General features: G+C 33.2%; 28 protein-coding genes and 1 pseudogene. 26 read left to right on the top strand and 3 right to left on the bottom strand.

Annotation, left to right across the window (positions count from 1 at the left end; all coding sequences use genetic code 11):
* Window positions 1–17 precede the first annotated feature (17 nt).
* The 13 genes and pseudogenes from HYI43_03895 to rpsI all read left to right on the top strand — a co-directional run bounded on the left by HYI43_03895 (window position 18) and on the right by rpsI (window position 7,748).
* Window positions 18–668: an adenylate kinase gene (locus tag HYI43_03895; protein UDI77739.1), complete on the top strand. Its 651-nt coding sequence runs from the start codon at window positions 18–20 to the stop codon at window positions 666–668.
* 197 nt (window positions 669–865) lie between these two features.
* Entirely contained in the window at window positions 866–1,084 is a 219-nt protein-coding gene (gene infA, locus HYI43_03900; GenBank protein ID UDI77740.1) for a translation initiation factor IF-1, read from the top strand.
* Between the two features lie 31 nt (window positions 1,085–1,115).
* Entirely contained in the window at window positions 1,116–1,229 is a 114-nt protein-coding gene (gene rpmJ, locus HYI43_03905; protein ID UDI77741.1) for a 50S ribosomal protein L36, read from the top strand.
* 22 nt (window positions 1,230–1,251) lie between these two features.
* Window positions 1,252–1,617 carry a 30S ribosomal protein S13 gene (gene rpsM, locus HYI43_03910; protein UDI77742.1) on the top strand — a complete coding sequence of 122 codons (366 nt, stop codon included), beginning with the start codon at window positions 1,252–1,254 and terminating at the stop codon, window positions 1,615–1,617.
* 23 nt (window positions 1,618–1,640) lie between these two features.
* Entirely contained in the window at window positions 1,641–2,030 is a 390-nt protein-coding gene (rpsK, locus tag HYI43_03915) for a 30S ribosomal protein S11 (protein ID UDI77743.1), read from the top strand.
* A gap of 83 nt (window positions 2,031–2,113) precedes the next feature.
* Window positions 2,114–3,058: a DNA-directed RNA polymerase subunit alpha gene (locus tag HYI43_03920; protein UDI77744.1), complete on the top strand. Its 945-nt coding sequence runs from the start codon at window positions 2,114–2,116 to the stop codon at window positions 3,056–3,058.
* A gap of 21 nt (window positions 3,059–3,079) precedes the next feature.
* On the top strand, window positions 3,080–3,451 hold the full coding sequence (gene rplQ / locus HYI43_03925; protein UDI77745.1) for a 50S ribosomal protein L17: 372 nt from the start codon (window positions 3,080–3,082) through the stop codon (window positions 3,449–3,451).
* A 327-nt stretch (window positions 3,452–3,778) separates the two neighbouring features.
* Complete coding sequence (locus HYI43_03930) at window positions 3,779–4,591, top strand: energy-coupling factor transporter ATPase (protein ID UDI77746.1); 813 nt, start codon at window positions 3,779–3,781, stop codon at window positions 4,589–4,591.
* The gene (locus HYI43_03935) at window positions 4,588–5,451 is read left to right on the top strand and encodes an energy-coupling factor transporter ATPase (GenBank protein UDI77747.1); all 864 of its coding nucleotides are present in this window, start codon (window positions 4,588–4,590) and stop codon (window positions 5,449–5,451) included. Before HYI43_03930 ends, HYI43_03935 begins: the two co-directional genes overlap by 4 nt.
* 28 nt (window positions 5,452–5,479) lie before the next feature.
* Window positions 5,480–5,836, top strand: a pseudogene (locus HYI43_03940) (energy-coupling factor transporter transmembrane protein EcfT).
* A 4-nt stretch (window positions 5,837–5,840) separates the two neighbouring features.
* Window positions 5,841–6,644 carry a tRNA pseudouridine(38-40) synthase TruA gene (gene truA, locus HYI43_03945; GenBank protein ID UDI77748.1) on the top strand — a complete coding sequence of 268 codons (804 nt, stop codon included), beginning with the start codon at window positions 5,841–5,843 and terminating at the stop codon, window positions 6,642–6,644.
* A gap of 254 nt (window positions 6,645–6,898) precedes the next feature.
* Window positions 6,899–7,336, top strand: a complete 438-nt coding sequence (gene rplM, locus HYI43_03950) for a 50S ribosomal protein L13 (protein ID UDI77749.1) — start codon at window positions 6,899–6,901, stop codon at window positions 7,334–7,336.
* Window positions 7,337–7,349: 13 nt separating this feature from the next.
* Window positions 7,350–7,748, top strand: coding sequence for a 30S ribosomal protein S9 (gene rpsI / locus HYI43_03955; protein ID UDI79263.1), 399 nt, complete (start codon window positions 7,350–7,352; stop codon window positions 7,746–7,748).
* 167 nt (window positions 7,749–7,915) lie between these two features.
* Here rpsI and HYI43_03960 read toward each other — a convergent pair whose 3' ends face one another.
* On the bottom strand, window positions 7,916–8,647 hold the full coding sequence (locus tag HYI43_03960; protein UDI77750.1) for an NAD-dependent protein deacylase: 732 nt from the start codon (window positions 8,645–8,647) through the stop codon (window positions 7,916–7,918).
* Window positions 8,648–8,912: 265 nt separating this feature from the next.
* Here HYI43_03960 and HYI43_03965 point away from each other — a divergent pair, with 265 nt between their 5' ends.
* The 9 genes from HYI43_03965 (at window position 8,913) to HYI43_04005 (ending at window position 17,332) form a co-directional block, all read left to right on the top strand.
* Window positions 8,913–9,665, top strand: coding sequence for a DeoR/GlpR transcriptional regulator (locus tag HYI43_03965; protein UDI77751.1), 753 nt, complete (start codon window positions 8,913–8,915; stop codon window positions 9,663–9,665).
* A 259-nt stretch (window positions 9,666–9,924) separates the two neighbouring features.
* The gene (gene lacA, locus HYI43_03970; GenBank protein UDI77752.1) at window positions 9,925–10,353 is read left to right on the top strand and encodes a galactose-6-phosphate isomerase subunit LacA; all 429 of its coding nucleotides are present in this window, start codon (window positions 9,925–9,927) and stop codon (window positions 10,351–10,353) included.
* Window positions 10,354–10,369: 16 nt separating this feature from the next.
* On the top strand, window positions 10,370–10,885 hold the full coding sequence (gene lacB / locus HYI43_03975; GenBank protein ID UDI77753.1) for a galactose-6-phosphate isomerase subunit LacB: 516 nt from the start codon (window positions 10,370–10,372) through the stop codon (window positions 10,883–10,885).
* A 12-nt stretch (window positions 10,886–10,897) separates the two neighbouring features.
* The gene (locus HYI43_03980; GenBank protein ID UDI77754.1) at window positions 10,898–11,830 is read left to right on the top strand and encodes a tagatose-6-phosphate kinase; all 933 of its coding nucleotides are present in this window, start codon (window positions 10,898–10,900) and stop codon (window positions 11,828–11,830) included.
* Between the two features lie 3 nt (window positions 11,831–11,833).
* The gene (lacD, locus tag HYI43_03985; GenBank protein UDI77755.1) at window positions 11,834–12,811 is read left to right on the top strand and encodes a tagatose-bisphosphate aldolase; all 978 of its coding nucleotides are present in this window, start codon (window positions 11,834–11,836) and stop codon (window positions 12,809–12,811) included.
* A 17-nt stretch (window positions 12,812–12,828) separates the two neighbouring features.
* A complete protein-coding gene (locus HYI43_03990) occupies window positions 12,829–13,143 on the top strand; it encodes a PTS lactose/cellobiose transporter subunit IIA (protein UDI77756.1) in 315 nt (104 codons plus the stop codon).
* A 5-nt stretch (window positions 13,144–13,148) separates the two neighbouring features.
* Window positions 13,149–14,918: a PTS transporter subunit EIIC gene (locus HYI43_03995; protein ID UDI77757.1), complete on the top strand. Its 1,770-nt coding sequence runs from the start codon at window positions 13,149–13,151 to the stop codon at window positions 14,916–14,918.
* Between the two features lie 15 nt (window positions 14,919–14,933).
* Complete coding sequence (gene lacG / locus HYI43_04000; protein UDI79264.1) at window positions 14,934–16,346, top strand: 6-phospho-beta-galactosidase; 1,413 nt, start codon at window positions 14,934–14,936, stop codon at window positions 16,344–16,346.
* A 131-nt stretch (window positions 16,347–16,477) separates the two neighbouring features.
* The gene (locus tag HYI43_04005) at window positions 16,478–17,332 is read left to right on the top strand and encodes an alpha/beta hydrolase (GenBank protein UDI77758.1); all 855 of its coding nucleotides are present in this window, start codon (window positions 16,478–16,480) and stop codon (window positions 17,330–17,332) included.
* A 173-nt stretch (window positions 17,333–17,505) separates the two neighbouring features.
* Here HYI43_04005 and HYI43_04010 read toward each other — a convergent pair whose 3' ends face one another.
* On the bottom strand, window positions 17,506–18,507 hold the full coding sequence (locus HYI43_04010; protein ID UDI77759.1) for an LLM class flavin-dependent oxidoreductase: 1,002 nt from the start codon (window positions 18,505–18,507) through the stop codon (window positions 17,506–17,508).
* 131 nt (window positions 18,508–18,638) lie between these two features.
* Here HYI43_04010 and HYI43_04015 point away from each other — a divergent pair, with 131 nt between their 5' ends.
* From HYI43_04015 to HYI43_04030, 4 genes are all read left to right on the top strand, one after another.
* Window positions 18,639–19,652 (top strand): zinc-binding alcohol dehydrogenase family protein, encoded by a 1,014-nt coding sequence (locus HYI43_04015; protein ID UDI77760.1) that lies wholly within the window; start codon window positions 18,639–18,641, stop codon window positions 19,650–19,652.
* Between the two features lie 355 nt (window positions 19,653–20,007).
* Window positions 20,008–20,544, top strand: coding sequence for an alkaline shock response membrane anchor protein AmaP (gene amaP / locus HYI43_04020; GenBank protein UDI77761.1), 537 nt, complete (start codon window positions 20,008–20,010; stop codon window positions 20,542–20,544).
* Between the two features lie 12 nt (window positions 20,545–20,556).
* A complete protein-coding gene (locus tag HYI43_04025; GenBank protein ID UDI77762.1) occupies window positions 20,557–20,796 on the top strand; it encodes a DUF2273 domain-containing protein in 240 nt (79 codons plus the stop codon).
* A 78-nt stretch (window positions 20,797–20,874) separates the two neighbouring features.
* Window positions 20,875–21,402: an Asp23/Gls24 family envelope stress response protein gene (locus HYI43_04030; GenBank protein ID UDI77763.1), complete on the top strand. Its 528-nt coding sequence runs from the start codon at window positions 20,875–20,877 to the stop codon at window positions 21,400–21,402.
* A gap of 137 nt (window positions 21,403–21,539) precedes the next feature.
* Here HYI43_04030 and HYI43_04035 read toward each other — a convergent pair whose 3' ends face one another.
* Complete coding sequence (locus tag HYI43_04035; GenBank protein ID UDI77764.1) at window positions 21,540–23,483, bottom strand: sialic acid synthase; 1,944 nt, start codon at window positions 23,481–23,483, stop codon at window positions 21,540–21,542.
* Window positions 23,484–23,570: the final 87 nt, after the last annotated feature.

Consider the following 23,570-nt stretch of genomic DNA (forward strand, 5'->3'; position numbering starts at 1 on the left):
TTGTAGGAGGGCAATTTATGAATATCATTTTAATGGGTTTACCTGGCGCAGGTAAAGGAACTCAAGCGAGTGAAATTGTTAAGAAATTCCCAATACCACATATATCTACTGGTGACATGTTCAGAAAAGCGATTAAAGATGAAACAGATTTAGGTAAAGAAGCTAAATCTTACATGGATCGTGGAGAATTAGTCCCTGATGAAGTTACTGTAGGTATCGTTAAAGAAAGAATATCTGAAGACGATGCAAAAAAAGGATTCTTATTAGATGGCTTCCCAAGAACAATCGAACAAGCTGAGGCATTAAATCAAATTTTGTCTGAGCTTGGAAGAAATATTGATGCTGTAATCAACATCGAAGTTCCTGAGGAAGAATTAATGAATCGTCTTACAGGTCGTCGTATCTGTGAGAAATGTGGTACGACTTATCATCTTGTATTTAATCCTCCAAAGGTTGATGGTATTTGTGATATCGATGGTGGAAAGCTTTATCAACGTGAAGATGATAATCCTGAAACAGTATCTAATCGTTTAAGCGTTAATGTTAAACAATCTAAACCAATTTTAGAGTATTATAATGAAAAAGGTGTATTGAAAAACATTGATGGTGCGAAAGATATTGACGATGTAACCAAAGATGTCATTGATATCTTAGATCAATTGAAATAGATCAACTTAGTACGGTCTAGATTTATGTGAATTTGATTAGGTTTCTCTGGCAAGAATTAATTTTCTGAGTGTCGAATGACGATAATAATTCCCGCATTTTGTTAAACTTATTATAACTAGTCACTATATTAGATTCGTATCGTTGAAGTTGTCTATTGACGATTACCTTACTATTGTAAAAAGGGGGAAGTTAATCAATGGCGAAACAAGATGTAATTGAATTAGAAGGTACAGTATTAGATACTTTACCAAATGCTATGTTTAAAGTAGAATTAGAAAATGGTCATGAAATTTTAGCACACGTAAGTGGTAAAATTAGAATGAATTATATTCGAATTCTACCTGGCGACAAAGTAACTGTAGAAATGTCTCCGTATGATTTATCACGCGGTAGAATTACTTATCGTTATAAATAATCGTCACTCCATAATATAGGGAGGTATAAAAATGAAAGTAAGACCATCAGTTAAACCAATTTGCGAAAAATGTAAAGTCATTAAACGTAAAGGTAAAGTAATGGTAATTTGTGACAATCCTAAGCACAAACAAAGACAAGGTTAATAAAAGAGAGGTGTAAATATATATGGCACGTATTGCAGGAGTAGATATCCCACGTGAAAAACGCATTGTTATTTCATTAACATACGTATACGGTATTGGTACTTCAACAGCTCAAAAAATCGTTGAAGAAGCTAACGTATCAGCTGACACACGTGTAAAAGATTTAACAGATGACGAATTAGGTCGTATTCGTGAAGTTGTTGACAGTTATAAAGTTGAAGGTGACTTACGTCGTGAACAAAACTTAAACATTAAACGTTTAATGGAAATTTCTTCATACCGTGGTATCCGTCACCGTCGTGGCTTACCAGTTCGTGGTCAAAAAACTAAAAACAACGCTCGTACTCGTAAAGGCCCAGTTAAAACTGTAGCTAACAAGAAAAAATAATAGGTAAAGGAGGCAAAATATAAATGGCTCGTAAACAAGTATCTCGTAAACGTAGAGTTAAAAAGAATATTGAAAATGGTGTAGCTCACATCCGTTCAACATTCAATAATACAATCGTAACTATCACTGATGAATTTGGTAATGCTTTATCTTGGTCATCAGCTGGTGCATTAGGTTTCAAAGGATCAAAAAAATCAACACCATTCGCAGCACAAATGGCTTCTGAAACAGCTTCAAAATCAGCTATGGAACATGGTTTAAAAACTGTTGAAGTAACAGTAAAAGGACCTGGACCTGGTCGTGAATCTGCTATTCGTGCATTACAATCTGCTGGTTTAGAAGTAACTGCAATTAGAGACGTTACTCCAGTTCCACATAACGGTTGTCGTCCACCAAAACGTCGTCGTGTCTAATTTTTAAATAGTTGTTATTGTTACAGGTCACTGAGCGAAACACTTAAAAATTAAGTCGACGTAAATAAGGAGGATTTTTGTAAATGATAGAAATTGAAAAACCTAGAATTGAGACAATTGAAATTAGTGAAGATGCTAAATTCGGTAAGTTCGTTGTTGAACCACTAGAACGTGGCTACGGTACTACACTAGGAAACTCCTTACGTCGTATCCTACTATCTTCATTACCAGGTGCAGCCGTTAAGTACATTGAGATTGAAGGCGTTTTACACGAATTTTCAGCTATAGATAACGTTGTTGAAGATGTTTCTACAATCATTATGAACATTAAAAAATTAGCGTTAAAAATCTATTCTGAAGAAGATAAAACATTAGAAATCGATGTTCGAGATGAAGGCGAAGTAACTGCAAGTGACATTACTCATGATAGTGATGTTGAAGTTCTAAATCCAGAACTTAAAATCGCAACAGTGTCTAATGGTGGACATTTAAAAGTTCGTCTTGTTGCTAACAAGGGTAGAGGTTACGCATTAGCAGAACAAAATAATACTAGTGATTTACCAATTGGTGTAATTCCTGTTGATTCACTATACTCACCTGTTGAACGTGTTAACTATACAGTTGAAAATACACGTGTAGGTCAAAGTAGTGATTTTGATAAATTAACTTTAGATGTTTGGACTAATGGTTCAATTACGCCACAAGAGTCAGTATCATTAGCTGCTAAAATTATGACTGAACATTTAAACATTTTCGTTGGTCTTACTGATGAGGCTCAAAATGCTGAAATCATGATTGAAAAAGAAGAAGACCAAAAAGAAAAAGTGCTTGAAATGTCTATTGAAGAATTAGACTTATCAGTACGTTCATATAACTGTTTAAAACGTGCAGGCATCAATTCTGTTCAAGAATTAGCTGATAAATCTGAAGCTGATATGATGAAAGTACGTAATTTAGGTCGTAAATCTCTTGAAGAAGTTAAATATAAATTAGAAGATTTAGGATTAGGTTTAAGAAAAGAAGATTAATAAGTTAAAGGAGGTCAACTCATGGGTTACAGAAAATTAGGTCGTACTTCTGATCAACGTAAAGCTATGTTACGTGACTTAGCTACATCACTAATCGTTAGTGAACGTATTGAAACTACAGAAGCTCGTGCGAAAGAAGTTCGCAGTGTTGTTGAGAAATTAATCACTTTAGGTAAAAAAGGAGATTTAGCTTCTCGTCGTAATGCTGCAAAAACATTACGTAATGTTGAAATCTTAAACGAAGATGAAACTACACAAACTGCACTTCAAAAATTATTCGGTGAAATTGCTGAACGTTATACAGAACGTCAAGGTGGTTACACTCGTATTCTTAAAGTAGGTCCTCGTCGTGGTGACGGTGCTGAATCAGTTATCATCGAATTAGTAGATTAATTCATAATATAAATACACTAACTACTTATATCTAAAGCAAATGAGTGCAACGATAATGTTTGCCACATACAAATATTGTCTAGCTCAGAGTGCCCCATCAATTAAATATTATACAAAGCGTGAACTCAACTAAAATATGATGGGGTGCGCGCTTTTTTATTTTATAATAATCTAGATAAGATCCGTTTGGATATCATCTGCATTGGAAGAGACATGACTTACAAGTCGATGTCTCTTTTTATATACACGTTAATATCTATACATAGATATACAGAATGTTAATTATCATGTAAAATATATTAGTAAATTCATTTAGGGGGTAATCATGTGAAGGCAAATAACTCAAATATTTTAGAATTAAAACATATCGACTTTCAATATCAAGGTGACGCTGCCTTCACACTGAAAGATGTTTCATTCATTATCCCTCAAAATCAATGGACATCGATAGTTGGCCATAATGGTTCAGGAAAGTCTACCATTGCCAAACTCATTGTTGGTATTGAAAACGCAACTAGTGGTGATATTTATTTCAAAAATCAACGTATTAACTCAGAAAATTTGAAAGATGTGAGAAATCATATTGGTATCGTATTTCAAAATCCTGAAAACCAATTCGTTGGATCTATAGTAAAGTATGATGTGGCATTTGGACTTGAGAATCACTCGGTGCCTACTGAAGAAATGCATGATATTGTATCACAATCGCTGCAAGATGTGGGTATGTCAGACTATGCAGATTATGAACCGCAATCATTATCTGGTGGACAGAAACAGCGTGTAGCTATTGCTGGCGTATTAGCGCTAAGTCCATCAGTTATTATTCTAGATGAAGCTACTTCGATGCTCGATCCTCAAGCAAAACAATCATTAATTCAATTAATTAGAAATGTTAAACAGGACAAAAATGTAACTATTATTTCAATCACACATGACTTATCAGAGGCTATGGAGTCTGATCACATTATCGTAATGAATCAAGGGCAAGTATATAAAGAAGGATCACCACAATCTATATTTAATGATATAACAAGCTTGAAAGAAATTGGCTTGGACATACCTTTCTCAATGAAAATGAATCAACTTTTAGGATTTGGTGAAACATATACAACCTATGAAAGGTTGGTAAGTAAGCTATGACAATTACGTTTAAAGATGTTTCTTATACGTATCAACGAGGTACACCTTATGAATATCAAGCTTTAAAACATATTAATCTTACTTTAGAACAAGGGAAGTATTATGCCATAGTTGGGCAAACTGGTAGTGGAAAGTCTACGCTAATTCAACACCTTAATGGATTATTAAAACCAACAAAAGGTCATATAGCATTTGATAACTTAATGATCACAGCCAAAACGAAAGATAAATATATTAGGAATATTCGAAAAAAAGTCGGTCTTGTATTTCAATTTCCAGAATCGCAATTGTTTGAAGATAATGTTGAGCGAGAAATTGAATTCGGCCCTAAAAACTTTGGCATGGATATCGAAGAAGTTAAAGAAAAAGCATTTGATTTACTGATTGAACTTGGGTTTCCAAGAGATATTATGTCTTTATCACCATTTCAAATGTCTGGCGGTCAAATGCGCAAAATAGCAATTGTATCTATATTAGCAATGGATCCAGATATTATCATTTTAGATGAGCCAACAGCTGGCTTAGACCCTAAAAGCCGACAGCAAATTATGACTTTATTTAAAAAGATTCAGGAAGAGCAACATAAAACCATTATACTTGTATCTCATGATATGAATGACATAGCCAAATATGCTGAAGACATCATTGTTATGAAAGAGGGAACGATAGTAGAGCAAATTGCACCTCGACAATTATTTAAACAAATTGATAAATTAAAAGACTGGCATATTGTATTACCAGACATAGTACAATTACAACATGATTTTGAAGCAAAACATCATACCAAATTGAATGATATAGCATTATCAGAAGAAGAATTTGTAGAGATGTATCAGGAGTGGCAGTCTCATGAAGAATAAACTCATTATAGGTAGATACCTACCAAATAAAATACCCGTACATCAACTAAGTATGATTATGTCAATAGCATTACGATTTATTCCAACTTTAATGGATGAATTAGATAAAATTATTTTAGCTCAAAAATCACGAGGTTCTGAAATTAGTTCAGGTGGTCTTATGACACGTATTAAAGCATTTGTGCCACTTATGATACCTTTATTCATTTCAGCTTTTCAGAGAGCTGAAGAGTTAGCAATAGCGATGGAAGTACGTGGCTATGACGCTAATATCAAACGGACGAGTTTTAGGAAGTTACAATGGCATGTTAGTGATACTATGAGTTTATTAAGTATTATCCCAATTGCTATTGTATTATTTGCTTTAAAATATATTGGAGTGTAACTAAATGCGACTACTCGTTAATATTTCATATCAAGGAAGTCAGTTCTTGGGCTTTCAAATACAACAGCAAGGACGAACAGTACAACAACAATTTGAAAAAATACTAAAGCGTATGCATCGACGACACGTTCGTATACATCCATCAAGTCGGACAGATCGTGGTGTGCACGCATATGAGCAATATTTTCATTTTGATACAGACTTGAATATTGACCCACATCAATGGAAATATGCGATGAATAGTGCGTTACCTGATGATATTTATGTTAAAGATGTTCAGCTAGTAGATGAGAACTTTCATTGTCGCTATGACTGTGTAGGTAAACGTTACCGCTATAAAGTCTATCAAGCTGACCATCGTAATCCTTTTGAAAGTGGATTAAAAACATTTATTAAAGACGATTTAGATATTGATAAGATGAATGAAGCTGCGCGATACTTTATCGGAACGCATGACTTTACTGGTTTTTGTTCGCAAAAAACTGAAGTTGAAAGTAAAGAGCGAACGTTATATCAAAGTGAGATTATACGAACTACAGAAGGTTTTGACTACATCGTAACTGGCTCAGGCTTTTTATATAACATGGTACGTGTTTTAGTAGCATTCTTAATTGAAGTAGGAAAAGGTAAACGTCAACCAGACGATGTACCACACTTACTTGAAGCAAAGGATCGTGATAATGTACCGTTTACAGCTCCAGCGGAAGGTCTTTATTTAGAGAAGATATATTTAGCGCCAGAAGCCTTAACAGCGGACTTTGGCGACAATATTAAAATTCATCGTAAAAAATCATTAGAAAATGATTAATTTGCATTGACAAAACGTACTATAAAATATAACATAGTTAACGGTATTGTTTTATATCCACCCCACGATAAGCCCCGGAAACTTATTGTGTTACAAGATATATAAGCAGATTATACAGGAATAAAATAAATGAACATTTACGCTTTGAACTCGTAACAGAATTACTAGATTGTGGGCCTCGTTCGCAGTAGGTTCGACTGCGATGAGTACCTGCAATCTAAGACGAAGCATTTATTTTTAGGAGGACAATTATTATGCGTCAAACATTTATGGCAAATGAATCAAACATTGAGCGCAAATGGTATGTTATCGATGCAGAAGGCCAAACATTAGGTCGTTTATCATCAGAAGTAGCAGCTATCTTACGCGGTAAAAATAAAGTAACTTATACACCACACGTTGACAGCGGTGATTATGTAATCATCATCAACGCTTCAAAAATCGAATTAACTGGTAAAAAAGAATCAGATAAAATTTACTATCGTCACTCAAATCACCCAGGCGGTTTAAAATCAGTAACTGCTGGTGAATTAAAACTTAATAACCCAGAACGTTTACTTGAAACTTCTATCAAAGGTATGTTACCAAGTTCACGTTTAGGTGAAAAACAAGGTAAAAAATTATTTGTATATGGTGGCGCTGAACATCCACACGCTGCACAACAACCAGAAAACTACGAGTTACGTGGTTAATTAGAAGGAGGAAATTACATTGGCACAAGTTGAATATAGAGGCACAGGCCGTCGTAAAAACTCAGTAGCACGTGTACGTTTAGTACCAGGTGAAGGTAATATCACAGTGAACGAACGTGACGTACGTGAGTACTTACCATTCGAATCATTAATCTTAGACTTAAATCAACCATTTGATGTTACAGAAACTAAAGGTAACTACGATGTATTAGTTAACGTACACGGTGGTGGATTCACTGGACAAGCTCAAGCTATCCGTCACGGAATCGCTCGTGCATTATTAGAAGCAGATCCTGAATACAGAGGTTCATTAAAACGCGCAGGTCTATTAACTCGTGACCCACGTATGAAAGAACGTAAAAAACCAGGTCTAAAAAAAGCACGTCGTTCTCCACAATTCTCAAAACGTTAATGCTGGAATTGTTGCAAACTTGTTTGCTTACAAGTCCAGTACGCAAATTGCGTCAGCAATTTGTGTTCCATTAGAACGATTAAAGCACTTCTCAATTACGAGAAGTGCTTTTTTGTATTTAAAGAGCAAGAATATCAATTAAGTCTCGCGCTTTTCGAATAATATATTTACTTTTTAAATACTTCTTCAACTACTTCTGTCATATCATTATGAATGACTAAATCTGCCTTTCTATCATAGGGGGTTTTATCTCGATTAATGATGACTAAATTCTCGCCAGTAAAGTTTGAAATAAAACCAGCAGCCGGTTGTACGACTAATGATGAACCTAACACAATAACTGTATCTGCTTTTTGTATTTTATCTAAAGCACGAAAGACTGTTGGTTGATCTAACATTTCACCATACAGGACGATATCAGGTCGAATGACTTCACCACATTCTTCACAATATCTTAATTCATGTTCCATGACATACGACTTCGTATATGGTTTCCCACAACTAATGCAGTAAAATCGATTTAATGTACCATGAATCTCATCGATATGTTGGCTTCCTGCATCTTCATGCAAGCCATCGATATTTTGTGTGATAACACCTAGAGATTTGCCTTCTTTTTCAAGTTCTGCAATCCATTCATGCACAATATTTGGCTTTTTATCTGCTACTAGTAAACGTTTGTGATAAAAATCAATAAAGCTTTCTTTATTATCATTTAAATGATCGACACTCAATAAATATTCTGGGGAATAGCCATCTTTTGAAATTTCATCAAATAAACCACCCATTGATCGAAAGTCAGGTATGCCACTTGCAACAGAAACGCCTGCACCAGTAAAGAAGACGATCTTGTTTGATTTATCTACAATATCTTTCAACTTTTCTATTTTATTACTCATATATAACACTCCGAATACACATTTAGTTTCTAAATTTTGATAGAATTAAGTTTAATAATACTTACATACCTATTACAACATATTTTCAAAGTTATTTTCTAGAAAAATATTCTTTAAACAATTTAGATTGAAAGTAAGTTAATTAAAAAATGTTAGAGTTCACACAGGGAATAGTATAAAATTAAAATGCGCTGAAAATCTTTATAACGTTTAAGTGTCTGATTTGTCGATACTTTACAAAATGATGTGGGAAGTGAGGAATTGAATGAATAAATACGATCGTTTAGATGAGATTACTAAACTCGTAAACCAAAAAGGAACCGTCAGAACTAATGAGATAGTTGAAGAACTTAATGTCTCAGATATGACGGTGCGACGTGATTTAGCTGAACTAGAAGAGAAAGGCTTACTTACTAAGATACACGGCGGGGCTAGAAGTAATTCTATCTTTCAATTTAAAGAGAAATCACATCAAGAAAAACACACGCAAAATATAGAAGAAAAACGTAAAGTTGCTCGTAAAGCAGCTCAACTTATCGAAGAAGATGATACTATTTTCCTCGGACCAGGTACTATAATAGAGTGCTTAGCAGAAATTATGGATTTGAAATCACTCACCGTAATTACAAATTGCTTTCCAGTATTTAAAATATTATTTGAGAAGAGATCTATTGATTTTAAAGTTTATTTACTGGGTGGGGAAATGCGAGAATTAACAGAATCGTTTGTTGGAGAAATGGCCAACGCATTACTAAAGACGAAACGATTTAGTAAGATGTTCTTTAGTTGTAATGGTATAAAAGAGGCAGATGTACTAACTTCGACGGTAGATGAAGCGTACACGCAGCAACTTGCTTTAGAACGTTCTGTTGAAACCTATTTACTTATAGATTCTTCAAAAATAGGTAAAGAAGACTTTACACAATTATGTAAATTAGAAGATTTAACTGCCATAGTTATTGATAATGATGATGAAGATAATGTTGAAAAATTAAAATTGCATACAGAAATAATTTAATAATAGATGCCATAAATCTCAAGATTGTTTATTTTAAACAATCTTGAGATTTTTTTAGTATATAAAAGTTTGATTAAACATAAATATAGTTTAATTTGTTTAAAACAACTAATTATCAAACAATATTCAAACAATAAGTGTTGATTATTTGTTTGTTTATGTTTATAATTTAAACATAAAGATTTGAAAGCGCTTTTTCAAAAGTAATAAATACACATATATGTGAATCTACTAATTTTTATTAAAAAGGAGAATCGGTATGACAGTTATTATTGGTTCAGACGTTGACGGTAAACGTCTTAAAGATGTCGTTAAAACATTTTTAAAAGAAAATAATCATGATGTGTTGGATGTAACAGATGGTAAAGACTTAGACTTTGTTGATGCAACTTTAGCAGTTGCACAAGAAGTACAAAAAAATGATAACAATTTAGGAATTGCGATAGACGCGTATGGTGCGGGTAGCTTCATGGTTGCGACGAAAGTCAAAGGCATGATTGCAGCAGAAGTATCTGATGAACGTTCTGCTTATATGACACGTGGTCATAATAATGCTCGAATGATAACAATGGGATCAGAAATTGTTGGTGATACGTTAGCGAAACATGTAGCTAAAGAATTTGTTAATGGACATTACGATGGTGGACGTCACCAAATCCGCGTAGATATGTTAAATAAAATGTGCTAATTAGGAGGATGTAAAAATGAAAATAGCAATTGGTTGCGATCATATCGTAACAGATACAAAAATGGCAGTTTCTAAACATTTAAAAGAACAAGGACATGAAGTCATCGACGTAGGAACATATGATTTTACGAGAACACACTATCCAATATTTGGTAAAAAAGTTGGAGAAGCTGTAACGAGTGGCGAAGCAGAATTAGGCGTATGTATTTGTGGCACAGGTGTTGGAATTAGTAATGCAGCTAATAAAGTACCTGGCGTTAGAACTGCATTAGTTCGTGATATGACAACTGCACTTTATTCAAAAGAAGAGTTGAATGCAAATGTTGTTAGCTTTGGAGGCAAAATTGTTGGTGAACTATTTATCTTTGATATTGTAGATGCATTTATTAAAGCAGAATATAAACCAACCGAAGAAAATAAAAAATTAATCGCTAAAATTGAACATTTAGAAGCACATAACGATAAACAAGCTGATTCACATTTCTTTGATGAATTCTTAGAAAAATGGAACAACGGTGAATACCACGACTAAGGGTGACGCATGATGATATTAACATTAACTTTAAATCCTTCTGTAGATATATCATATCCCTTAAAATCTTTGAATCTAGATACGGTTAATCGAGTAGCGGAGACCAGTAAAACTGCTGGTGGTAAAGGCCTCAATGTTACTCGCGTATTATCTGAATTTGGTGAAGATGTATTAGCAAGTGGCTTTTTAGGTGGTAAACTAGGTGAATTTATTGAACACCAACTCGATGAGTCGGGCATAAAACATTCATTTTTTAAAATTGAAGGTGACACACGTAACTGTATTGCAGTTCTACATGAGGGACAACAAACTGAAATATTAGAACAGGGTCCAACGATTACTCAAAGTGAAGCTAGAGGTTTCGAACAACATCTTAATCATTTGTTTAAAGACACTAAGGCTTTAGCGATATCAGGTAGTTTGCCTAAAGGATTAAGTTCTGAATATTATGCTGAATTAATTAAATTAGCAAATGACAAAGGTATTCCTACAGTATTGGATAGTTCAGGTCAATCATTATTAGATGCATTACTTAGTCACAGTAAACCGACAGTAATCAAACCCAATATTGACGAATTGACGCAATTGTTAAATGCGAACATAACCAGCGATATTGATAGCTTAAAGGAAGCGGTCAATCAACCCATCTTTGATGGTATTGAATGGATTGTTGTTTCTTTAGGTAGTGATGGTGCATTCGCTAAGCATCATCAAACATATTATAAAGTCAATATTCCTAATGTGAAAGTAGTAAACCCTGTAGGTTCTGGTGATTCAACGGTTGCAGGCATTACATCTGGATTAGTTCATCACGATACTGATATAGACTTACTTAAAAAAGCCAATGCCTTTGGCGTATTAAATGCAATGGAAAGTAAAACTGGACATATAAATTTAAATAAATTTGACGAAATTTTCAAACAAATTGAAGTTATAGAGGTGTAATTCATGACAAAATCACAACAAAAAGAAGCATCAATTAGCGCATTAAGTAACAATAAAGGTGTCATTTCAGCATTAGCCTTTGACCAACGCGGTGCCTTGAAAAGAATGATGGCTGAACATCAAACTGAAGAACCAACTGTTGAACAAATTGAACATTTAAAAGTATTAGTTTCTGAAGAATTAACGCAATATGCCTCTTCTATTCTATTGGATCCTGAGTATGGACTACCAGCTTCTGATGCACGTAATAAAGCATGTGGACTCTTACTTGCTTATGAAAAAACTGGATACGACGTCAATGCGAAGGGGCGTTTACCAGACTGCTTAGTTGAATGGTCAGCAAAACGTTTGAAAGCGCAAGGAGCCAATGCTGTTAAATTCTTATTATATTACGACGTTGATGATGCTGAAGAAATAAACGTACAGAAACAAGCATATATCGAGAGAATTGGTTCAGAATGTGTAGCTGAAGATATTCCTTTCTTCTTAGAAGTACTCACATATGATGATAATATTCCGGATAATAAAAGTGCAGAATTTGCAAAAGTAAAACCTCGTAAAGTTAATGAAGCGATGAAATTATTCTCAGAAGAAAGATTCAACGTAGATGTACTGAAAGTTGAAGTGCCAGTCAATATGAATTATGTTGAAGGATTCGCTGAAGGAGAAGTCGTATATACCAATGAAGAAGCAGCACAATATTTCCGTGATCAAGATGCATCAACAAACTTACCATATATCTACTTAAGTGCAGGTGTGTCAGCAGAGTTATTCCAAGAAACTTTAAAATTTGCTCACGAAGCTGGTGCTAAATTCAACGGTGTACTTTGTGGACGTGCAACTTGGTCAGGAGCAGTAAAAGTTTATATCGAACAAGGCGAAGAAGCAGCACGTGAATGGTTACGTACAACTGGATTTAAAAATATTGATGATTTAAATAAAGTATTAGAAACTACAGCAACTTCATGGAAATCTAGATAATTGGGGAGGTTAATAGGATGAACAGAGAAGAAGTACAATTACTTGGCTTTGAAATCGTAGCATATGCAGGAGATGCGCGCTCAAAATTATTAGAAGCATTGACAGCTGCAAAAAATGGTGAATTGGATAAAGCTGAACAATTAACCGAAGAAGCCAATGAATGTATCGCTAATGCACATAAAGCTCAAACAAGTTTATTAGCTAAAGAAGCACAAGGTGATGATATTGCTTATAGTGTCACAATGATGCATGGTCAAGACCATTTAATGACAACATTATTGTTGAAAGATTTAATGAAACATCTGATAGAACTATATAGAAGAGGGAGCTGACCCTTATGAATAAGTTAATAGCATGGATAGAAAAAGGAAAACCGTTCTTCGAAAAAATATCTCGTAATATTTATCTAAGAGCAATTCGTGATGGATTTATTGCAGCAATTCCAATTATCTTATTTTCAAGTATATTCATTTTAATCACATACGTACCTAACGTGTTTGGATTCACTTGGAGTAAGACAATGGAAGGTATTTTAATGAAACCTTATAACTATACAATGGGAATTGTTGGTTTCATTGTCGCCGGGACCACTGCCAAATCGTTAACTGATTCATTTAACCGTAAATTAGACAAAACAAATCAAATTAACTTTATTTCTACGATGATGGCAGCAATGTGTGGATTTTTATTCCTTGCAGCTGATCCTGTAAAAGATGGTGGATTCTTAAGTGCATTCATGGGTACAAAAGGTTTATTAACAGCCTTTTTATCAGCATTTGTTACAGTCATTGTTTATAACTTCTTTATTAAACGTGATATTACAATCAAAATGCCCAAAGAGGTACCACCAAATATTTCACAGGTATTTAAAGATATCTTCCCATTGTCAGCAGTTATCATTATTTTGTACGCGTTAGATTTAATTGTGAGAGCTACAGCACATACTAACGTTGCAAATGGTATTTTAAAATTATTTGAACCATTATTTACAGCTGCTGATGGTTGGGTTGGTGTAACAATTATCTTTGGTGCCTTTGCATTCTTCTGGTTTGTTGGTATTCATGGTCCATCAATTGTAGAACCAGCGATTGCAGCTATCACATACGCTAACTTAGAAGCAAACTTACATTTAATTCAAGCTGGTGAACATGCAAACAATGTTATTACACCAGGTACGCAAATGTTTGTTGTAACTATGGGTGGTACGGGTGCAACTTTAGTCGTTCCATTTATGTTCATGTGGCTAACGAAATCGAAACGTAATAAAGCGATTGGTAGAGCATCCGTGGTTCCAACATTCTTTGGTGTAAACGAACCCATTTTATTTGGTGCACCTTTAGTATTAAACCCTGTATTCTTTATTCCATTTATTTTTGCGCCAATCGCAAACGTATGGATCTTTAAGTTCTTTGTAGACGTACTTGGAATGAACAGTTTTAGTATCTTCTTACCTTGGACTACACCTGGTCCATTAGGTATCGTGATGGGTACTGGTTTTGCATTTTGGTCATTCGTATTAGCTATCGTCTTGATTGTAGTAGATGTGATTATTTATTATCCGTTTGTCAAAGTATACGATGAACAAATTCTTGAAGAAGAATTAGGAAATAAAGAAGCAAATACTGAATTACAAGATAAAGTTTCTGCAAACTTCGATACGAAAAAAGCAGACGCGATTTTAGCCACAGCAGGTGCAAATGAAGCAACTGAACCTAATAAAACATCTCAAGAAGCGCATACAGAAGAAGATAATCAAACTAAATCACAAAGTGATAACAGTGGAATTACTGAACAAACCAATGTCCTTGTATTATGTGCCGGTGGCGGAACAAGTGGTTTATTAGCCAATGCTTTAAATAAAGCAGCAGAAGAATATGATGTGCCTGTAAAAGCAGCAGCCGGTGGTTATGGTGCGCATATGGATATTATGAAAGACTATCATTTAATCATTTTAGCACCACAAGTAGCTTCAAATTATGAAGATATTAAACAGGATACTGATCGATTAGGAATCAAATTAGCTAAAACACAAGGAGTAGAATACATTAATTTAACACGAGATGGCAAAGCAGCATTAGACTTCGTTCAACAACAATTTGAAAAATAATTAGGAGATGAATGTATAATGAAAAAATTACCAGAGGATTTTATTTTTGGTGGTGCAACAGCAGCTTATCAAGCAGAAGGTGCGACGAATACAGATGGAAAAGGTCGTGTAGCATGGGACACCTATCTTGAAGAAAATTATTGGTATACAGCTGAACCAGCGAGTGATTTTTATAACAAATATCCAGTTGATTTAAAACTTAGTGAACAATTTGGTGTGAATGGTATTCGTATCTCTATTGCTTGGTCACGAATTTTTCCAAATGGGTATGGTGAGGTAAATCCTAAAGGCGTAGAATATTATCATAATTTATTTAAAGAGTGCCATAAACGCCATGTCGAACCATTTGTAACATTACATCATTTTGATACACCAGAAACATTGCATAGTGATGGTGATTTCTTAAATCGTAAAACAATTGATTACTTTGTTGATTATGCTAAATTCTGTTTTGAGGAATTTTCAGAAGTTAATTATTGGACGACATTTAATGAAATCGGGCCAATTGGTGATGGTCAATATTTAGTAGGTAAATTCCCACCAGGAATTAAATATGACTTTGCTAAAGTTTTCCAATCACATCATAATATGATGGTAGCTCATGCTAGAGCGGTTAAGTTGTTTAAAGAAAATGGCTATAGTGGTGAGGTCGGTGTAGTACATGCATTGCCAACAAAATATCCGTATGATCCAACTAATCCTGAAGATGTAAGAGCAGCAGAGTTAGAAGATATTATTCACAATAAGTTTATCTTAGATGCAACTTATCTTGGTAAATATTCTCGCGAGACAATGGAAGGTGTTCAACACATCTTATCTGTTAACGGTGGAAAATTAGAAATACCAGATGAAGATTATAAAATTTTAGATGCAGCTAAAGATTTAAATGATTTCTTAGGTATCAATTACTATATGAGTGATTGGATGAGAGGTTATGAAGGTGAGTCTGAAATTACGCATAACGCTACTGGCGATAAAGGTGGCTCTAAATACCAACTTAAAGGTGTAGGGCAACGTGAATTTGATGTTGATGTACCGCGTACAGATTGGGATTGGATGATTTATCCTCAAGGTTTATATGATCAAATTATGCGAGTGGTAAAAGAGTATCCTAATTATCATAAAATCTATGTTACTGAAAATGGTTTAGGTTACAAAGATGTATTTGATAAAGAACGTAAAACTGTAGATGATGATGCACGTATTGATTATGTGAAGAAACACCTTGAAGTGATTGCGGATGCAATTCGTGATGGTGCAAATGTGAAAGGCTACTTCATATGGTCATTAATGGATGTATTCTCTTGGTCAAACGGCTATGAAAAACGTTATGGTCTATTCTATGTCGACTTTGAGACACAAGAACGCTATCCTAAGAAAAGCGCGTATTGGTATAAAGAATTAGCAAAATCTAAAGAAATTAAATAATTCATGATGTTTAGTGAAGCGGTTTAGACTTTAAAAATGGGCTAAACCGCTTTTATGTATTTTTAAATAATGGTAATTTTTAGACAGTCGTATATACTTAGGTATAGATTAAAAAATTGGAGTATATCATTATGAATATAAAAAAGAGTAGAAATTTATGGGTTATATTATGTCTGACACTTATTTGCTTAGCTGGTTGTCAACAATCATCAAATGAAAAGCCAGCTTCACACGTAGGTAAAACTGATCGTGTCGCTACCTTATTTATGCATGGTTACGGCGGTACAAATAATTCTGAAAAATATATGGTCAATCAAGCAGTAAAGAAAGGCGTTACGAATGATGTTGTCGTCGCCAATGTAGCATCAGATGGTACAGTGAATTTTAAAGGTAATATCTCTGAAAAAGCCAAACATCCTATTATTAAAATCATATTTGAAGATAATAAAAATGGAGACACTACGCAAAATGCCAATAATATTAAAAATGTATTGTCGGAAATGAAATCAAAATATGGTATTAATAAATATAATTTTGTTGCACATTCTATGGGAAACATGTCATTTGCCTATTTTATGAAAAACTATGGTGATGATAAAAGACTACCTAAATTACAAAAAGAAGTTAATATTGCTGGAACATATAACGGTATTTTAAATTTAAATGAAAAAGTAAATGAGATTAGTGTAGATAAAAATGGTAAACCTAGTAAAATGAATGAAAATTATAAAGAATTATTGGGATTAAAAGATATTTATAAAGGCAAAAAAATAGAAGTTTTAAATATTTATGGTGATTTACAAGATGGCACACATTCGGATGGTAGAGTTTCAAACAGTTCTTCAAAATCTTTAAAATATCTTTTAGGCGATAGTCCAAAAACTTATAAAGAATCTAAATATACTGGGAAATCCGCACAACACAGTGCACTACATGAAAATAAAGCAGTTGCAAATGAAATCATCCAATTTTTATGGAATAAATAATTTAATTAAAGAATATATCGCGAAATATAATTAGTGGGGATAGGTAATGAAATTTCCATTAGTTGAGGCAAGATATGTATATAAGGCACCTCGTTAATTTAGTTTAGTAATGATTATTAAATTATACGAAAGTACCTTATTTTTAATGTATCCCAAGCTTTTCTTTAAGCATCTTAAAAATAATTTTGGGCTAATTGTTCAATCAAATTAATACGACTAGATTCTCCATAAACATGAGGTAAAATCATCATTTCATCAACATCATAGTTTTGTTGTAGTGTTACTAATTGTTGTGCAACTTCACTTGGTAAACCACTAACAATACGTCTTTTATCTTGTGCTATTTTCTCAAGCTCTCTTGCACTGTATTGACGTTCTTGTGCAGTTGTAATTGAGGGATAAGTTGCAGGTTGGTTTAAGTAATTAATACGTAATAACCATAAATGTAATGCATCCAATAAATCATTGATTTTAGAAATACTATCTGCAGTTACTACAAACGTTGCTAAAATAACATACGGTTTATTAGAACTGGATTTATTATGATAATGCGTAAATTGTTGACGATAATAGTTTATGATAGATTCAAGTTTGCTTTGAGGTTGCCCCATACGTGCAACAACCAATGGTAATCCTTTTTTAGCGGCTAAATCTGCACTTCGCTCGCTCATACCTAATATAAACATTTGTGGGTAGCTATTAATAAATGGTGAAGCAGTCAATGACATAAAACGATGAGGCGTTTCAGTATCATCGTGAAAGTATTTATTTAAGTCGTCGATTTGTTGATCTAATTCCGGTTTTTTAGTTTTAAATTCATTCAGTGCTTCGTTTACATTTTTGAAACTAGGTGAGCGACCTAAACCTATATCAAGTCGATGAGGGTGACGTGCTTCCATAATTTTAAACTGCTCAGCAACCTTATATGCACTATAATGTGGTAACATCACGCCGCCACTACCAATTCTAATAGTTGATGTTTGTTCTAATAACATCATCATAACCATTTCAGGTGCACTTGACGCTACTGATGGTACGTGATGATGTTCTGCGACCCAATAACGCGTATAGCCAAGACGTTCAGCTGTTTGTGCTAAAGTAATACTATGATTAAACGCATCATGAGCGCTACGTCCTTCAAATATGGGTACATAATCTAATATACTTAATTTCATTATATGTACTCCTTCCATCAATGCCTTAAATTTAGAATCATTGATATTATAAATGTAAAGCACGTTTATTGCGATGAAAGTGTTTAGGATATTATACTGAATAATAATACATACAAGGTGGCGAATGCACTATGAAAACAATTGGTTTCGAAAAGCCGTTTAAATTAGAAGAGGGTAATTTATTTAAAGAATATGATTTAGAAATACCTAAACTGAAACAGCATGAACTGTTAGTGAAAGTGCAAACGATTAGTGTCAATCCTGTTGATACCAAACAACGTATGACTGAGGTTGCGTCTGTACCTAGAGTACTTGGTTTTGATGCCGTTGGTCGTGTTGAATCGATTGGTTCAGATGTGAGTATGTTCAAACAAGGAGACATCGTATTTTATGCTGGGTCACCTGATCAACATGGCTCAAATGCTGAATATCAAATTATTGATGAACGTCTAGTTGCGAAGGCACCACAAAATGTAACTGCTGAAGATGCAGCCAGTCTGCCATTAACTGGCATCACAGCTTCAGAAACATTATTTGACGTATTTGGAATTTCTCAAAATCCTGAAGATAATAATGGTCAAACATTACTTATCATTAACGGTGCAGGCGGCGTTGGAAGTATAGCTACTCAAATTGCTAAGGCATATGGACTGCAAGTTATCACTACTGCTTCACGTGATGAAACAGTAGAATGGACGAAAAATATGGGTGCCGATGTCGTATTAAATCATAAAGAAGATTTAAAAGAACAGCTTGATAAGTATGATATTGAAGCAGTTGATTATGTATTCTGTACATTTAATACTGATATGTACTATGATACGATGATTGACATTGTTAAACCACTAGGGCATATAGCTACAATTGTTGCTTTTCAGGAGAAACAAGATTTAAATGCCTTAAAACCTAAGAGTCTTAAATTTACACATGAATTTATGTTTGCGAGACCTTTAAATTATACTCAAGACATGATTAAACATCACAATTATTTACAAGATATTGCCGAAAAGGTAGAACAAGGTGTGTATCAAACGACAGCTACAAGAACGATTGATGGATTAACAGCCGAACATTTATATAAAGCACATCAAATATTAGAATCTAATACGATGATAGGTAAATTGGTCATTAATGTAACTGAATAAAAACGTCGGATTATAAATCAATCCTATACAGTAGTACAAAAAGATGTTTATTCTTTCTCTCAAATTAAGAGTTAGAATAGACATCTTTTTTAGCAATATAGACGATTAGTAATCATTTATTGCATAATAGCGTTTCACAATATAAATGTTTAAAACATAAAAATGTTCAAAAATATTTATAACTTTCATGTTTTCATTGAGCAAAATTTGGGAATATTTAACCAGAAAGTAAACTTTAATAAATTTTTAAATAAATGAATTAATAAATATGGATTTATGTTTTAAAAAATATTTAAAGGGTAACTATTTTCTATAATAATAAAAATTCAACAATTACTGAGGAGGTGCATACGAGGTGAAAAGATTAAAAAACTTTATCCTCGGCCTATTAATAGTTGCAATTGTTGGATTCCTATTGTTTATGTACATAAAAGATAGTCGCATAACAAAATATCAAGACTACTTCTTACATTTCAATTGGTTCCAACCGCTATTAATTGGTTTAGCTGCTCTACTTATATTAATAGGTCTAATATTGGTATTCAGCATCTTTAAACCAACATATAGAAAACCAGGATTATACAAAGATTACGATGATGGTCATATCTATGTATCTCGAAAAGCAGTTGAAAAATCAGCTTACGATACATTAACTAAGTATGATCAAGTTAGACAACCAAACGTAGTATCTAAGCTTTATAATAAGAAAAATAAATCATTTATTGATATTAAAGCTGATTTCTTAGTACCAAATGATGTGCAAGTTAAATCATTAACAGAAAGCATTAGAGCTGACATTAAACAAAATGTTGAACATTTTACTGAGATTCCAGTAAGAAAACTTGAAGTAAATGTCAGAGATCAAAAAACTGCAGGACAACGTGTTCTATAAGGGAGGGATAACATGGCTGATAATAACAATCAAAATGGACAAGATGCAGGTCAACAAATTATTGATTTCATTAAGTCTTATAAATGGCGTATCATTGGTTTCTTTGCATTTTTAATTATAGCAATCTTATTCCTAACTTTAGGATTCTGGAAAACAGTTTTAATCATTGTATTATGTTTAATCGGAATTGGTGTTGGGTATATTAAAGACCGTACACAGGATTTCATGAATTTTTTAAATAGATGGAGTTAGACCTACTATTTAAAAATTCATATAACTAAAAAATTAAGTAATAAAAAATAAAAATAGAATTATAAAGGAGAATGTACTATGGCAGATAATCAAGCTAAAAACGCATATAATAACCAAACTGGAGTTAATGAAAAAGAAAGAGAAGAACAACAAAAACAAGCTGAACAAAACAGACAACAAAATGAACAACAACACTTTGAAAACAAATTAACTTTCTCAGATGAAGTTGTTGAAAAAATCGCTGGTATTGCAGCGCGCGAAGTTAAAGGTATCTTAGATATGAAAGGCGGATTCGCTGATAACTTCACTAACGCTTTCTCTAGTGGCAACAACGTAACACAAGGTGTTTCTGTTGAAGTAGGAGAAAAACAAGCAGCAGTAGACTTAAAAGTTATTTTAGAATACGGTGAATCAGCTCCAAAAATCTTCCGTAAAGTGACTGAATTAGTTAAAGAACAAGTTAAATATATTACTGGTTTACAAGTTGTTGAAGTTAACATGCAAGTTGACGATGTTATGACTAAAAAAGAATGGCAACAAAAAAACGAAAAAAACAACAACAATAACAATAATAACAACAACTCTGAAAGATCAGGTTTACAATAGTATTAAAGGTAATACTTTAACCTTAAGGTGTGTCATCATCTTAAGGTTTTTTTATTTCAAAAATGATCATAAAATCAAATAAGCCACATGAATTCATGTCTTAAAAGACTTGTTCATGTGGCTCATTATTTAAAATATTAATGTAATGGATTATCAACTTTAATATAGGTATAGTGATGTGCTTCATCTTCTAATCGCATCGTAGTTACGCACTTATAATCTATTTGATCATCAAACATAATATCAGCAATTTCATTAATACGAGTTGTACTTATATTTGTTATACCATTTAATATTTTTTGAAGTACTTGACTAATATCTCGCCAAATATCATTTTCAAATTGCTTCTCATTCACTGTTTTAGCTATAGTTAGTATTAATTCTCCAATATGGTTTTGAACAGTAGAATAAAACACTTTATTAAATACAGTTGTCTTAGAATCTGTAAGAATTCTTGATTTTTCATGAAAATCCTCTGTCGCATAACCACGCGCATTAAGCAACGCTTCGTCAATACGTAGGCCTTCAAAATCACGTATATAGATTTTTTGCAAAGTACCATTTGCAGCAAAAGTCGCAATTGAATTTTGCAAATGTGCTTCTAAAGCAATACCATATTTCGCATATAGTGGAATAACAATACCTAATAATTGAGTCGCATAATCTATTAGCCATGATTTCGCAGCTGCTTCGTAACTTTCGTGAAGATGTGTCTGTTTATAAAGTTTAATTAAACTAATGATAGGTGGTTCGTCATTGTATTTATAAGTTGCGACCAAACTTGATGGAATGATAGGAATTGTATTTTGATCGATAAGATTATAAATGTTTTCTCTGAAAAGTGTACCCAGTTGTTCACTGCGGTCGGTTTGAATATGGGTATTATCGTTAGAGTTGTAAAAATGAATACCACATAATTCATCAAGCGTATCTATTCGATAAGGTTCAAAATCGCTATCGTTAGATAAAATATCATTTAATATCTTTGTAACGAGTGGACCATTATGTGTTGTTTGTTCAGATAACGTTCTTATTTCACCAGTAATGTGTACGTTGGTAGATAATTTAATATGTGGCAAAGTGTTTGGAAACTTAGGCATCAGCGTTCTAAATGATAAGCCTGCATAATATGGAATTACAATTGGTAATGGAATGATTAAGTGTGATTCTAATTCATCCGCATAGTCTTGTAATAAAATATGGTCAAATTGCCAAGGATGAATCACCATAACATGATAATCCTCCAAATTATCTATGTCTGATATTTCTTGAGAAATTTCAGAGTATAATTCAGGGAAATGTTTTTGGATTTCGCTATTGTAGTTAGCCATTAAAGATTGTGTATTTGCGATACTGTGATGTATCAGTACACATTTTAAATGAATGTCATTACCATATTCAGAACTATATTGAATGGTTTCCTTTGGATTAAGTCCTTTACGTAGCTTAGCCCCGGGATGAAGCGGATGCCCTTCAATCACTGCTTGCTCAGAACGTAAATAACTATCTTTCGCAGTACGAATTAATTCCCACAAGGGTTGAGTTGCATCACGCATGTCAAAAGCTTGATATGTTAAGGCTAATGCCATATTAGCGACACTGTTATCCATATCATCTTTAAATTGTTTACTCGCTGAATTATCTAATTCTGGTTTCTCTGAGAGAATATAATTTAATACTTCGTTTGGATGTATTAGGCGCTTAAATGTAATACAGTCTTCAGAAATATAAAATGGGCCGATCACATCAATACGTCCAAATGTATGTGTACCTTCAATTTGGGCATATAAATAAGTTTTAGATTCAGGAAAATGAATGCGTAAAATGTTTTTATTATTTTTAAAAGGCGAGTGATTTATTTCGTTTTGAAATAGGATATCACTATGATTTTTAGCATTCACCAAGTTTTCTCTATGTAAAGAAGTAATTAATCGTTGAGAAATTTTATCTCTAGCACACATTAAATTATCTTCAAAATAGCTAATTAAATGTGGCATATTTTGAGTTAGATAATGATATGCGTATACTTCCTCTTCGGTTAGGTTAATATTTGAATTATGTATATTAATTAATTTATCCATACGACACCTCAAAATTATTTTACAAAAATATAAAAGATTTGTATAATCCATAATATCGATAATGATATTCATTATCAATTATAAATT

It is taken from the genome of Staphylococcus taiwanensis (assembly GCA_020544305.1).
Classification (GTDB): Bacteria; Bacillota; Bacilli; order Staphylococcales; family Staphylococcaceae; genus Staphylococcus; species Staphylococcus taiwanensis.